The sequence below is a fragment of the Pseudarthrobacter sp. S9 genome (genome assembly GCF_050156545.1).
Lineage (GTDB): Bacteria > Actinomycetota > Actinomycetes > Actinomycetales > Micrococcaceae > Arthrobacter.
On the sequence record NZ_CP189576.1, the window covers coordinates 4542196 to 4555693 of the forward strand.

A 13498-nucleotide genomic window follows, 5' to 3' on the forward strand; every position below is an offset into this window, starting at 1 on the left:
GGCGGGATGACGGTCAGACGCCGGCGAGCCGGGCGAGGCGGCCCACGGCGAGCTGCGTGTACAGGGCGGTGCCGTCCACCAGGACGGAGTCGTCGAAGGCGGCCCGGGGCGAATGGTTGAAGGCGGCCTCGGGTCCTCCGGCGAGCGGCGTGGCGTCCAGGCAGATGAAGCTGCCCGGCACCCGGGCCAGGACGTCGGCGAAGTCCTCGGAACCGCCCAGCGGCGCGGCGAGCCGGTGGTGCCGTTCCGTGCCGAAGAGCTCCTGGATCTGTTCGGCTGCGAAATCGGTATGCGACGGGTCCGTCACGGTCACGCGGCCGCCCACGTGGTAGTTGATGTCGACGTCGAGCCCGTGGGCGGCGGCGATGCCCTCCAGCAGCCGCGGGACAGCGGACTGCATTTTGGCCCGTGCCTCGGCGGAGTACATCCGGAGGCTGGCACCGAACTCGGCGGTGTCCGGAATGACGTTGATGGCCTCACCGGCCTTGACCATCCCCACGGAGACGACGACGGGGTCGTGGGCGTTGAACTGCCGGGTGACCATGTGCTGGAGGGCCAGGATCATTTCGGCCATGACCGGTACGGGGTCCTGGGCCTGGTGCGGCGCCGAACCGTGGCCGCCGCGGCCGATCACCTTGACGAAGAGGGCGTCCGCGGCGGACATCATGACGCCGGGCTTCGTTTCGAACCGGCCCGTGTTGCCGCCGGCGCTGAACACGTGGAGCCCGTAAGCGGCGTCGGCGCGGCGTCCGGAGAGGTCCAGGATGCCTTCCTCGATCATCATGGGCGCCCCGGCCAGGAGTTCCTCGGCCGGCTGGAACATGAAGACGACGTCGCCTGCGAGCTGGTGGCGCCGTTCCGCGAGCAGCCGGGCGGCACCCACCAGCATCGAAGTGTGCAGGTCATGGCCGCAGGCGTGCATTCGGTTGGCTTCCTCGGAGGCAAAGTCCAGGCCTGTCTCCTCCTGGAGCGGGAGCGCGTCCATGTCGGCACGCAACAACACCGTGGGACGCGGGCCCGCTGGAGTGCCGGCGGCGGAATCCATCCCGCCGGTGCCGCGCAGGACGGCCCCGACGGACGTCAGTCCCTTACCCAGGGTGATTTCGAGCGGGAGGCCGGCCAGGGCTTCGAGGACCGTCTCCTGGGTGCGCGGCAGCTGGAGGCCGAGCTCGGGGTGCCGGTGGAGCTCATGGCGAAGCTGGACGAGGTCGCCGTGCAGCTCGCGGGCGTCTTCAAGAATTGTCGTAACGGACACGTGGTGTTCCCTTCGGATGAACCTGTGGTCCACTCAGCGGTGGACGGCTTCATTCGAGTATGTGACCTGCGTCGTATGCAGTCTAAGACCCAAAATGGTGGATCAGCATGCTGTCCGGGCATGAACTGCCCGCATGCCGTGTCCCGTCAAGGAACCGCCACTCTGTTCGCCACCTCCGGGCAGTAATGTTTTACGCCCCGGAAACATATTGCCGCCCGGGTCCGTTCTGTGACGGCAACAGGCGGGTGTACGGCGGCGGCCTCTCTGGAGGGGCCGCCGCCGCGCGGGAACTCCCTAGTCCAGGCTGAAGCCGGGCGAGCCCGGGACGGACGCGAGGAGCTTCTTCGTGTAGTCATGCTGCGGGTCCCCGTATACGGATTCAATCGATCCCTGCTCCACGATGCGGCCCTGGAACATGACCACCACTTCGTCGCAGACCTGCTGGACGACGGCGAGGTTGTGCGAGATGAACAGCATGGCGCTGTCCACCGTGCCGCGCATGCCCTGGAGCAGCCGGATGATGTCGGCCTGGACCGAGACGTCCAGGGCGGAAGTGATCTCGTCCGCGATCACGAGCTTCGGCTCGAGCATAAGGGCCCGGGCAATCGCGATCCGCTGGCGCTGGCCGCCGGAGAACTGGTGCGGGTACTTCTCCGCCGCGGAAGGATCCAGTTTGACCCGTTCCAGCGCCGCGGCGATGGCCTCGCGGTGCTGCACCGGGTTGGCACCATGCGGGTCCAGGGCCTCGGCCAGGGTCTGCCCTGTGGTGCGGCGCGGACTGAGCGAGGAGTACGGGTCCTGCGGGATGTACTGGACTTCACGCCGCATCTGCCGGCGACGCCTGCCGTGCATTCGGGTGAAGTCCTCACCGCCGATGAGGACCTCGCCGCTGGATGCCTTGTTGATGCCAACTAGGGTCTTGCCGAGGGTCGACTTCCCGGACCCCGACTCCCCCACGAGCCCCACCACGGTGCCCGCGGGCACGGCCATGGTGACGTCCTTGAGCACGTGGGCGGCGCCGAAGCGGACGTTGAGGTTGCTGACCGAGGCCGCCTGCAGGGCAGCGGGACGGGCAGCTGGATCCGCGGGACCGGCGGCAGCGCCGGCGGCGTGCGCTGCCCGGCGCCCCGGGCCCGCCGGCTGCGGGTCCAGGACTGCCGGAGGTATCTGTGCATTGGCGTTCATGGGGTTGCAACTCCTGCGGTAGCCGGGACCGGACCGAGTTCCAGGGTAGGAATCGCGGCCAGCAGCGCCCTGGTGTAGGGATGATGGACGTCTCGCACCGCGAGCTGTGCGGAGGTCAGCCGCTCGACGATCTCGCCGGACTTCATGACGAGGATGGTGTCGCACAGCGCCTCCACCACGGCGAGGTCGTGCGAGATAAACAGCATGGCTGTTCCCTGTTCCCGGTGGATGCGGCGGAACTGGCGCAGGACTTCGGCCTGCACGGTCACGTCGAGCGCCGTCGTCGGCTCGTCGGCGACGATCAGCTTGGGCGAGGTGACAATCGAGGCGGCAATCATGGCCCGCTGCCGCATGCCGCCGGAGAGCTCATGCGGGTGCTGCCGCAGCCGCTGCGCCGGCTCCGTGATGTTCACACTGGCAAGGGCCTCGACGATGACCTTGCGCGACTTGGCCCCGCCCATGCCCAGGTGGGTCCGGAGCACTTCAGTCAGCTGCGACCCCATCCGCAGGGAGGGATTGAATGTGGTGCCGGGGTCCTGGTACACAATGCTGATTTCCTTGGCCAGACGGGCCTGGTCGGGGGCGGCGAGCATGTTCATCCCACCCACCCGCAGGAGGTCCGCTTCCACGCCGAGGTCCTCGGACGGAAGGCCGGCAATGGCCATCGCCGTCAGGGATTTTCCGGACCCGGACTCCCCCACCAGGGCCACGACTTCGCCCGGGTTGATGGTCAGGGACACGCCCTTCACAAGCTGCGGGCCGCCGGGGATGCTGATCCGCAGGTTATCCACACGCACGAGGGCCTTGTCTTCAGCCGGCACGGTGATGGTGCGGTTGCGCTGCAGCACGCGCCGGAAGAAGCTCCGCTTGCCCCGCGGGTCGGCATGGGCGGCCAGGGCGTCGCCGATCAGCATGACGGAAAGTCCCGTCAGCGCGATCATCACCGAGGGGCCGACGGCCTCGACCGGCTGCGTGTACAGGGCGCCGAGGCTGTCGTTGAGGAGCCGGCCGAAGTCATACTGCGGTGACTGGACGCCGAGCCCGATGAAGGACAGGGCGGAGATCTCGACCAGGGACAGGGCAAACACCGTGGCCGACAGGATGAGGAGGGGCTCCGCCATGTTGGGCAACATGTGCCGGGCCGCGATGCGCACCGGGCTGACGCCCAGCAGCCGGGCGGTGACAACATATTCGCTGCTGGAGACGGAGGAGGCCAGATTGGCAGTGATCCGGGCGAAGCCAGGGATGCCGGCGATGCCGATCGCAGTGACCGCCGAGGACACCCCGGGCTCGAGGACGGCAGCGATCACGAGCGCGAAGATCAGGCTCGGGTAGGCGACGGCCGTTTCGAGGATACGCAGCGCGACGTCGCGGACGCGCCGGCCGGAAAGCCAGATGGCCAGCCCGATGACGATACCCGACACCACGGAAATGGCGGCGGCACCTGCGGTCATAAGCAACGTCAGCCGCGTGGCCACCAGCGCACGGGACAGCAGGTCCCGGCCGAAGTCGTCGGTGCCGAGCCAGTGCTCGCCACTGGGCCCGAGTGCAGCGTTCGACGTCAGCTGTTCGGCGGCCTGCGTCATGGTGAGCGGGGCGATGGCTGCCACCACGATCAGGGCGCCCAGCAGGGCCGCTCCCATAGTCATGGCCGGAGTCCAGGACTCCCGGCTCCTTAGCCTAGACATCATTGGAAGTACCTCCCAGGTTTCGGGGGTCGATGATGGCCAGGATCAGGTCCACCAGGATGATGATGAGGGTTGCCAGCAGCCCCAGCACCAGGATGATTCCCCGGATCACCGGGTAATCGCGCTGCAGGATCGCGTTGACGATCCCCTGGCCCAGGCCGGGCCAGGCGAAGACTGTTTCGATGACCACGGCGCCGCCGAGCTGCGCGGCGAGGATGAGTCCGGAGAGGGTCAGCGTCGTAGTGACCAGGTTGGGCAGGACGTAGCGGGCATTGGTGCGCAGGGCGCTCAGCCGCCAGCCGCGGGCTGTGCGGATGTAGTCCTTGTCCAGGACGACGGCGGTTTCGCGCCGCACGATCCGGGAGATCACGCAGACCGGGCCCAGCATCAGGGCAGCGGTGGGCAGCACCAGCGAGTTCAGCGTCGCCGCGCCGGCCGCGGGGAGCCAGCGCAGGGTGACGGCAAACACCACCACAAGCAGCGTGGCCACAACGTACTGGGGAATGGAGTAGATCAGGCTGGTCAGGAAGTTGAACGCGTGGTCCAGCCACTTGTTGCGGCCGCCGCGGGTCAGGATCGCGACGGTCATGCCCAGGGGCACGGAGATCAGGAGCACCAGCACGATCGCCAGCAGGGCGATCTCCGCGGTGAACGGGAAGCGGGTGAAGATGAGGGTGGAGACATGCTCGCCGCTGACGAATGAGGTTCCCATGTCAAGGCGGAGGATGCCGGAGACGTAGTTAAAGAACTGCGTGAGCACGGGAAGGTCGAGTCCCAGCTCTGCGCGGACGTTCGCGATCTGCGCGGGGCTGGCCCCTTCGCCCGCGGCGATCACGGCAGGATCGCCCGGGATGAGCGGCACGATCAGGAACGTCACAACGGTCAGCACCGCAAAGGAAAGCAGCAGTCCGCCGAGCCTCCGCAGGGAGAACCCGAACCACGGGTGGTGGATGAACCGGCCCCCGCACCCCCGGCAGCAGCGCCGGGGGTGCGGGAAGCTTCAACAGCAATTGAAGATGTCATGGCCGGTTCTTTACTTGGTAATCCGCATGGTGCTCTCGTCCGGCTGGCCATTCATGGTGTGCATGGCGAATCCGGACCGTACGGTGACCTGCGAGGGGAGGGAAGACAGCGGGATCACGTGCGCATCGCTGATCATGATCTTCTGCGCCTCCTGGTAGGTGGCGCAGCGCTCAGTGCTATCCGTCTGGGTCATGGCCTTGGACTCCAGGTCAACGACGGGCTGGTTCACAGCGCCACCCCAGTTCAGACCGCCCTTTTCCACCGGGGTGCCAACTACCGTCGAAAGTGCGCCGTTCATGGTGCCGCCGGCGTTGATGCCGCCCATCACGGTGATGTCCCAGCCGTCGATCTTCTGGGTGAGTTCCGTGCTCCAGGTGGCGACGTCCACGTTGCGGAGTTCAATCTCCGCCCCTGCCGCGCGGAGGGCTTCCGCGACGTAGGTGTTGGCTGCGCCGTTGGGACCGAAGACCTGGGCACCGACCATGCGGATCTTGACACCGGCCAGAACCTTCTGGGCCGCTGCGGGGTCTGACTTGATCAGCAGTGACGTGTCCTTGTTGGAGCACGGCACGCCCGGGTGGGCGAAGGATGAGTAGAGTTCACCGAGGCCGCCGGTGGCAGCCTGGTTGAACGCCGTTACGTTCAGTGCCTGGGCGACTGCCTTGCGCAGCGCGGGATCGGTGAAGGGGTGGCCCTCGCGCTCGTTGAACATCATGTAGAGGCTTCCCTGCGGGATGACAGCGGTGGAGAAGTCCTTGTTGCCGTCGAACCGGGTAGTGTCCTTGCCTCGGATGTTGGCGATGTCCTTGGTACCCGTCAGGAGCTCGTTGGCAATGGCGCTCGCGTTGGAGTTAACGCTGGCCTCGATTGTCCTGGCCGGCGTGCCCTCGATCTTGTCGTAGGCGGGCCACGTCTTGTAGTCACTGCGGAGCGTGAAGGTGTAGCCCACGCCGTGCTGCTTCTTGGTCAGTGTGTAGGGGCCGGAGAACGCACCGGCGACGTCGCCGGTGGTCAGGCCCTTCGGGTCCTTGAGGCCGGCAGGGCAGACAATGCTCGTAGCATGCAGGCTCAGGCCCTGGAGGAGGTCGGTCCAGGGCTGCGCCAGCTTGATGGTCACCGTGCTGGCCGCGTCGTCTGCGCTGACGGTCGCCGGGCCATCACCCAGCACCAGCGGGCGGAAGCTGGACTTGCTGTCCGGGGAGGCAAACACCTTGAGGGATTCCGCCACGACGCCGGCGGTGATCGGAGTGCCGTCGGAGCAGGTGGCGCCGCTGCGGATGGTGAACGTGCCCTGCGTGGGGGTGATGTCCCACTTGCTGGCGAGATCGGACACGATCTTGTTGTTCTCGTCGCGGCGGACCAGTGTGGAGAAGAGCAGCCGGTTGAACGTGTAGTCGTCCGCATTGCGGACCTCAACCGGCGCGAACGTCGTGGGGTCCGCGTTGACCACGGTGCGAATGGTGTCGGTTGAGACCTGGCCCCCGGCCGTTGCTCCTGACGAGGCTCCTCCGGTGGTGCAGCCGGTTGCGGCTACGGACACCACGACGGCGGCCGTCGCCAGGGTGGCGAGCCTGCGCCGCCCGGTGGTCCTGGCCGGGGCCTGTGGGTGTTGTTTCACGTGTAGATCCTTCGCTTGATGGGCCTGATGCGAGTGGGGTCCGGTGTGGGATGCCTCACGCCGGTACCCTGTTGATCGAGTATGTGACCCACGCTCTAGCGCGTCTAAGACTCCTTTTGTTGCTAGTCCATGCCTGTTCGGCATCAATCTCGGCTTTTCGGCGTCGTTACAGGAAATTCCACAGCGGGCCGCGGCAGCGGGCCCGGTTTCTTTAACCCGCCGGAAACATATGAACCCTAGTGCGTATCCGGTTAGCTCAGGTTGTGTCAGCGACACTCAAAAGAGAGCCCCAAACAGACCTGTTCGTCGCCGAACCCTTCCTGGTACTCCAAAATAGTCCGCGATTAGCTCAAGTCCGAGCGTGCACCCAGCCAACCTGAGCAGACCGGATACCCACTTGAACCCTTTATGTCGGCCCCCTGGCGCGCAATCTCCCGGCCGTGCCCTTACCCTGAGTCCATGCCTCCCACCATCTACGCCAACGCCGCCTTCCACACCCTCGATCCGCGGCAGCCGCGCGTTGATGCGCTGCTGGTCGACGACGGGCTGATCACCGCAACGGGCTCCTATGACGAACTCCGGGCGCATGCCCCGGCCGGGACAAAGTCCGTTGATCTGGAGGGCGCCGTGGCTATTCCCGGCCTGACTGATGCCCACATCCATACGGCGAGCCTGGCGCGGTCCCGACACGAGGTGGACCTGCGCCCGGCAGGCAGCCTGGAGGAGGCTCTGGCCGGACTGGCGGCCCTGGAACCGCGGTACCGGGAGGGGGACTGGATCTTCGGCGGCTGGTGGGACTTCAACAAGTGGCGCATTCCGGTCCAGCCGGACCGGACGGGGCTCGACGCCGTCTGCCCCCGCAATCCTGTGGCCCTGACCAGCGCGGACGGCCACACGGTGTGGGCCAACTCCCATGCCCTCCGGGAACTAGGCATCACGGCGGCCACACCGGATCCGGCGGGCGGTGAGATTGTCCGGGACGAGCACGGGGACGCCACCGGGATCCTGCGCGAGAGCGCGGTCTACCCGGTGCGGAAGCTGGCCGCCTCCGGGGCGTCCGGAAACCTCCTGGAGCAGCTGGAAGAGACCCAGCAGTACCTGCTGTCCATGGGCCTGAGCACGGTCCATGACATCGACGGCCCGGACGCACTGGACGCCTACTCGCGGCTCCGGGACCAGGGCAGGCTGGATCTGCGCCTGCACAAACTGCTCGCCCAGGACGACCTCGACGCCGCCATCCGGGCGGGCATCCGGACCGGCCAGGGCGACGCCTGGATCCGCCATGGCGCCGTGAAGATCTTCGCCGACGGCGCGGCGGGTTCCCACACGTGCCACATGAGCGAGCCGTTTCCAGGCGGAGGCAACCATGGCATGGAAGTGACCGCGTACCCCGAGCTGCTGTCGCTGGCGAGGAAAGCCGCCACGGCGGGGATCGCCGTCGCCGTCCACGCGATCGGGGACCGCGCCAACCATCTGGTGCTCGACGCCCTGGCGGAAATCCGCGGCACCACCCGGGAGCACGGCCTCCGGCACCGGATCGAGCATGCCCAGTTCATGCAGCGGGCGGATGTTCCACGCCTGGCCGGACTCGGCGTCGTCGCGTCCATGCAACCGCAGCACTGCCCCAGCGACCTGCCCATCCTGGGCATGGTGGAGGGCCGCGGCCTCGCGTCGTATGCGTGGCGCAGCCTGCTGGACGCCGGCGCCACCGTCGCCTTCGGCTCGGACTCCCCCGTCGAGGTTCCCAACCCGTTCCACGGGCTCCACGCGGCCATGACACGGACCAACGGGGCCGGCGAGCCCGACGGCGGCTGGGAACCCCGGGAGCGGATCTCCCTGCCGGAGGCGCTCAATGCCTACTGCGTGGCGCCTGCGTACGCCTCCGGCGAAGAGGACTCCAAGGGCCGGCTGCGCGCCGGAATGCTGGCGGACTTCACTGTGCTGGACACGGACATCTTCGCGGCCAGTCCGGCCGAGGTCAGGGAAACCCAGGTCCGGCTGACCGTCACCGGCGGGCTGGTCCGCTACCGGCGCGAGGGTTGAGCGGCACACGAGGACCCCGCAGCTCCCCCAGCGCATACCTGCCAATACTTCTTCTTGCGAGGCAGCATGCCAAAGAGGCATGATGAGCGCATGAACCTTCGCCGCCTGCAGTACTTCCTGGCCGTCGTGGACGCCGGAACCGTCACCGCTGCAGCAGAGAGAATCCATATTGCGCAGCCTGCCCTGAGCCGGCAGATCAAGACCCTGGAACGCGAGCTGAAGCTGAACCTGTTCGAGGCGCAGGGCAACAAGCTGGCCCTGACGCCCGCGGGCCGCGCCTTCGTCCCCGCGGCCCGCCGGCTCATGCTGGAAACGCAGAGCCTGGAGGACGCGGCCGATGCACTGCGCACCGGACGGGTGGCCACGCTCGTGGCCGCCGCCACCGCAGCGTCCGTCCGCGGCTTCCTGGCACCCTTCATCGCCACCACCGGCCCCGAGGATCCCCTGATCATCACGCGGGAAACCAGCCACTTCGCGATCACCGAGGCGCTCCTTCACGGCAGCGACTTCGCGGTCTCCCCCGCCGCCCCGGAGCAGGGCCTGCAGACCATGCCCCTGGGCAGCATCCCGCTGACCGCCTACGTGGCGGCGGATCATGAATGGGCTGTGGCCGGCGTTTCCGAGTTGCCGCTCTCGGCACTGTCCCGCCAGCATGCCATTCTGCCTTCCCACCAGAGCGTCAGCCGCTACATCCTGGACGATGCGCTCAACCAGTCGCACCTGAGCTTCAGGCGGGTCTCGGAGTGCGACGATGGCCAGACCATCATGGCGCTGGCCTCCGCGGGACATGGGATGGGCGTCACCACCGACCTGCCCGCCTACGGCGCCCACCCAATCCGCATCCTGGCCGCCGGCAACGGCCAGGCCGGCCACGTCCTGAGGCTGCCGCTGCACACGGCGTGGATCCCCGGACACTTCGCCGAGGACGCCATCCGGGCCATGGCCGTCCGGCTGCGCGGATTCCTTGACCGGCAGGGCGCCCTGATAACTGATGCGGACTCCACAACCTGACATTCTCTATGCCGGGTCGGCATTGAGCTCCCACCTTGAATGCATTAGACAGCATGAAACCGGCTCCCGATACTGGAGGGCAGGCCGCTAATGAATTCATAGACTCGGGAGACGTGCATGCTTTTCGACGCGTTGTACACCAACGGAACGTTCTATACCCAGGATGCCCGCCGCCCGCGGGCCCGCAGTGTGGGCGTCCACAACGGACGCATCATCAGTCTCGATGACGAGCTGCCGGCGACGTACTTCCGCGACGTGCACAAGCTGGGCGGCGCCGCCGTCGTACCCGGCTTCAACGATGCCCACTGCCACCTGAGTTACGTGGGCCAGGCCCTGGTCCAGGCCGATCTCCGCCCCGCCGTCTGCGCCACCATGGACGCTTTGCTCGCCGCAGTGGACGCGGCGTGCGCCGCCGCTCCGGACGGCGCATGGGTCCAGGGCGCCGGCTACGACCAGAACTACCTCGGAAACCTCCACCCCACCGCCGAGCAGCTGGACGCGGTAAGCCACGGCCATCCGGTGTGGCTCATGCACAATTCCCGGCACATGGGAGTGGCCAATACAGCCGCATTCGAACGCGCCGGCTACCCGGGCCGGCTCAACGTCACAGCGCCCGACGGCGGAGCCGTTCCGGTTGCCCCGGACGGCAGGGCCGTCGGGCTGCTCCAGGAGACCGCGCGTGCCCTAGTCATGGACGCCATACCCGCTCCCACGGTGGCGGACATAGCCGCCATGGTGGGCGCGGGCAGCGCCGCCCTGCTGAAGCTCGGCGTCACCAGCATCACCGAGCCCGGGCTGGGGGCACCGGCCCACATCGGCCACACCCTGTCCGACCTCGCCGGCTATCAGGCAGCGCGTGACGCAGGGCTGCTGGGCGTGCGCGCCACCGTCATGCCGTACCTCACGACGCTCCACAGTCTCGACGCCGATCCGGGCGACGTCGCTGAAGGCGCGGTTCCCCGGCTGGGCCTCGACCTGGGGATGCGCACCGGCTTCGGTGACGAGTGGCTCCGCCTCGGTCCGGCCAAAATCCTGTCCGACGGCTCGCTGATCGGCCGCAGCGCCTTCATGTGCTGCGACTACGATGTGGATGCGGCCGCGGGGCACAGCAACCGAGGGCTGCTGCAGTTCGCCACCGAGGACCTGCGCCGGCGGATCATCGGAGCCCACCGGGCGGGCTGGCAGGTGGCCACGCACGCCATCGGCGACGCCGCACTGGATGTGGTGATGGATATTTTCGAGGAGGCACACCGGCTCCACCCGCGTCCGGACACCCGGCACCGGATCGAACACCTGAGCGTGGCCAGCGATGAGCAGATCCGGCGGGTGGCTTCCCTGGGCCTGGTCCCGGTCCCGCAGGGCCGGTTCATCTACGAGCTCGGCGACGGCGTGGCCCGGGCCATGGGCCCGGAGCGGACGCGGATCTCCTACCGCGTGAAGGCCCTGCTGGATGCGGGACTGGAGATCCCGGCCAGCACGGACGCCCCCGTGGTGGAGGCGGACCCCATCCTGAACATCCACGACCTCGTGAACCGGCGGACGTCCTCCGGCGCCGACTTCGTTCCCGAAGAGCGCATCACCGTGGCCCAGGCGCTGCGCTCCTACACGGTGGGCAGCGCCTACGCAGCGCGGGAAGACCATTACAAGGGCTCGCTCTCGCGCGGCATGCTGGCCGACTTCGTGGCCCTGTCCGAGGACATCTACGAGGTTCCGGCGGACACCATCCGAAACGTCCGCGTCACCGCCACCGTAGTGGGCGGCCGCCTGGCCCACGGGGCACTGTAACCGGCGTCGTCAGCCGGCCCAGCTCCACCACCATGCCGCCAAAGCATGCAGTCCATCCATTATTGACATTGGACGGAATACTCTGCGCTCGGGAAGATTGCTGGAACGCACCGGACCTGCGGCTGCGGCTGCGGCTGCGGCTGCGGACAAGCCAATCCCCTGGAGGACCCAGCCCGTGAAGAACGACGCCATTTTGAGAACGGCCGGTTCCGCACCATGGACCCCGCCCGACCCACGGCCAGCCGCATCGGCGTCCTGCACGGCAGGATCGTCGGCCTGGACGGGGAGCTGGACGGCATCAGCGCGGACCGGGTGGTGGACCTCGGCGGAGCCCCAGTACTGCCCGGCTTCCACGACGCCCACTATCACGCCTCCCTCACCGGCGCCCGGCTCGCCGCCCTGGACCTGCGCCCTGCTACCGCGGGCTCACTGGACGCCCTGTATGCCGCCGTCCGCCGCCGGGCCGGCTCCCTCGCCCCCGGGGAATGGGTCCGTGGCTCCGGCTACGACCAGAACCTCATCGGCGGCCACCCCACGGCGGCCGGCCTGGACCACGCCGCGGGCGGCCGCCCGGTCCTGATCGAGCACGTCTCCGGCCACATGGTGGTGGCCAACAAGGAGGCCTTCCGGCTGGCCGGCTATCCCGGCGGTGCCGGTGTTCCCGACGTCGACGGCGGCTTCGTCGCCCGGCTGCCTGACGGCACCGCCGAAGGGCTCCTGCAGGAAAAGGCGATCAGCATGATCTACGAACTGGTCCGCCCTATGCCCCTCGACGAAGTGCAGCGGAACCTGCGCCTGGCCTCGGACCAGGCCGTCGCATTCGGCCTGACGAGCCTCACGGAACCCGGCCTCGCCGCCTGGAAAATGGTGGGGAACTCACCCGTGGACTTCCACAGCTACCAGCTCGCTGCCGAAACCGGCGCACTGCTCCCCCGCATGACCCTGATGCCGTACATCACCACGCTGCACCCCGTCGAAGGCTTCCGGGACCACGACTGGCACGGGCTGGACCTCGGCATCCGCACCGGGTTCGGCGGGGACCGGCTGAAGATGGGACCGGTGAAGATCGTCTCCGACGGCTCCTCCGTCGGCCGCTCCGCCGCCATGCACCAGTGCTACCACGGCGAGCCGGACAACAAGGGGCTCATGCAGTTCGATCCCGAGTCGCTCAAGGCCCTGATCGTCGGCGCCCACAAGGCCGGCTGGACCGTCGCCACCCACGCAATCGGCGACCAGGCGATCGACCACGCAATGGACGGCATCGAGGAAGCCCAGCGCGCGGCTCCGCGCCGCGGCGCGCGGCACCGGATCGAACACTTCGCCCTCGCCAGCGACGCCCAGATCCAACGCGCCGCGAAGCTGGGCATCATTCCCGTCCCGCAGGGGCGGTTCATCTCGGATTTCGGCGACGGCATGATGGCCGCCGTCGGGCCGGAGCGCAGCAGCCTGATCTACCGGATGAAGTCCCTGCTGGATGCGGGGATCGAAATACCCGGCTCCACGGACTCGCCCATCTCCAGCGGCAACCCCCTGCACAGCATCCACGACATGGTCAACCGGCGGACCGCCTCCGGCCAGGTTCTGGCCCCGGCCGAGCGCCTCACCGTCGCCGAGGCCGTCCGGGCCTACACCCACGGCTCCTCCTACGCCGTCAGCGAGGAGAACGACAAGGGCACGCTCAGCACCGGAAAGCTCGCGGACTTCGTGGTGCTCTCCGATGACCTCTTTGCGATCGCGCCGGAGGCCATCGGCGGCGTCGACGTCGGCGCCACCGTGATCGGCGGCGAAACGGTGTTCGACGCCGAAGCGCTCAAGTGACCGTCCCCGGCGGCCGGCTGCCGACCCCGGCACATCTAATGCCCTCTTGCTATGAAGTTTGAACTTTATATG

At 68.0% G+C, this 13498-nt stretch carries 9 protein-coding genes; 4 read left to right on the forward strand and 5 right to left on the reverse strand.

What is annotated here, in order from left to right; translation table 11 throughout:
- Positions 1-13: 13 nt before the first annotated feature.
- From ACQCSY_RS21885 to ACQCSY_RS21905, 5 genes are all read right to left on the reverse strand, one after another.
- Positions 14-1255, reverse strand: coding sequence for a M20 metallopeptidase family protein (locus ACQCSY_RS21885; protein WP_427132134.1), 1242 nt, complete (start codon positions 1253-1255; stop codon positions 14-16).
- A gap of 294 nt (positions 1256-1549) precedes the next feature.
- Positions 1550-2440 carry an ABC transporter ATP-binding protein gene (locus ACQCSY_RS21890; protein WP_427132136.1) on the reverse strand — a complete coding sequence of 297 codons (891 nt, stop codon included), beginning with the start codon at positions 2438-2440 and terminating at the stop codon, positions 1550-1552.
- The gene (locus tag ACQCSY_RS21895) at positions 2437-4089 is read right to left on the reverse strand and encodes a dipeptide/oligopeptide/nickel ABC transporter permease/ATP-binding protein (protein ID WP_427132138.1); all 1653 of its coding nucleotides are present in this window, start codon (positions 4087-4089) and stop codon (positions 2437-2439) included. Before ACQCSY_RS21895 ends, ACQCSY_RS21890 begins: the two co-directional genes overlap by 4 nt.
- A 31-nt stretch (positions 4090-4120) precedes the next feature.
- Positions 4121-5005: an ABC transporter permease gene (locus ACQCSY_RS21900; protein WP_427132139.1), complete on the reverse strand. Its 885-nt coding sequence runs from the start codon at positions 5003-5005 to the stop codon at positions 4121-4123.
- A gap of 156 nt (positions 5006-5161) precedes the next feature.
- A complete protein-coding gene (locus ACQCSY_RS21905) occupies positions 5162-6769 on the reverse strand; it encodes an ABC transporter substrate-binding protein (protein WP_427132141.1) in 1608 nt (535 codons plus the stop codon).
- Between the two features lie 459 nt (positions 6770-7228).
- Here ACQCSY_RS21905 and ACQCSY_RS21910 point away from each other — a divergent pair, with 459 nt between their 5' ends.
- The 4 genes from ACQCSY_RS21910 (at position 7229) to ACQCSY_RS21925 (ending at position 13426) form a co-directional block, all read left to right on the forward strand.
- Positions 7229-8812, forward strand: a complete 1584-nt coding sequence (locus tag ACQCSY_RS21910) for an amidohydrolase (RefSeq protein ID WP_427132143.1) — start codon at positions 7229-7231, stop codon at positions 8810-8812.
- 90 nt (positions 8813-8902) lie between these two features.
- A complete protein-coding gene (locus ACQCSY_RS21915; RefSeq protein WP_427132145.1) occupies positions 8903-9823 on the forward strand; it encodes a LysR family transcriptional regulator in 921 nt (306 codons plus the stop codon).
- A gap of 117 nt (positions 9824-9940) precedes the next feature.
- The gene (locus ACQCSY_RS21920; RefSeq protein WP_427132146.1) at positions 9941-11608 is read left to right on the forward strand and encodes an amidohydrolase; all 1668 of its coding nucleotides are present in this window, start codon (positions 9941-9943) and stop codon (positions 11606-11608) included.
- A gap of 216 nt (positions 11609-11824) precedes the next feature.
- Positions 11825-13426: an amidohydrolase gene (locus ACQCSY_RS21925; protein WP_427132148.1), complete on the forward strand. Its 1602-nt coding sequence runs from the start codon at positions 11825-11827 to the stop codon at positions 13424-13426.
- Positions 13427-13498 lie beyond the last annotated feature (72 nt).

Bases quoted from the DNA above. Each gene is read 5' to 3' on its own strand.
- ACQCSY_RS21910 (WP_427132143.1), top strand. From the start codon at position 7,229: ATGCCTCCCACCATCTACGCCAACGCCGCCTTCCACACCCTCGATCCG.
- ACQCSY_RS21890 (WP_427132136.1), bottom strand. From the start codon at position 2,440: ATGAACGCCAATGCACAGATACCTCCGGCAGTCCTGGACCCGCAGCCG.
- ACQCSY_RS21925 (WP_427132148.1), top strand. From the start codon at position 11,825: ATGGACCCCGCCCGACCCACGGCCAGCCGCATCGGCGTCCTGCACGGC.
- ACQCSY_RS21920 (WP_427132146.1), top strand. From the start codon at position 9,941: ATGCTTTTCGACGCGTTGTACACCAACGGAACGTTCTATACCCAGGAT.
- ACQCSY_RS21915 (WP_427132145.1), top strand. From the start codon at position 8,903: ATGAACCTTCGCCGCCTGCAGTACTTCCTGGCCGTCGTGGACGCCGGA.
- ACQCSY_RS21895 (WP_427132138.1), bottom strand. From the start codon at position 4,089: ATGACTATGGGAGCGGCCCTGCTGGGCGCCCTGATCGTGGTGGCAGCC.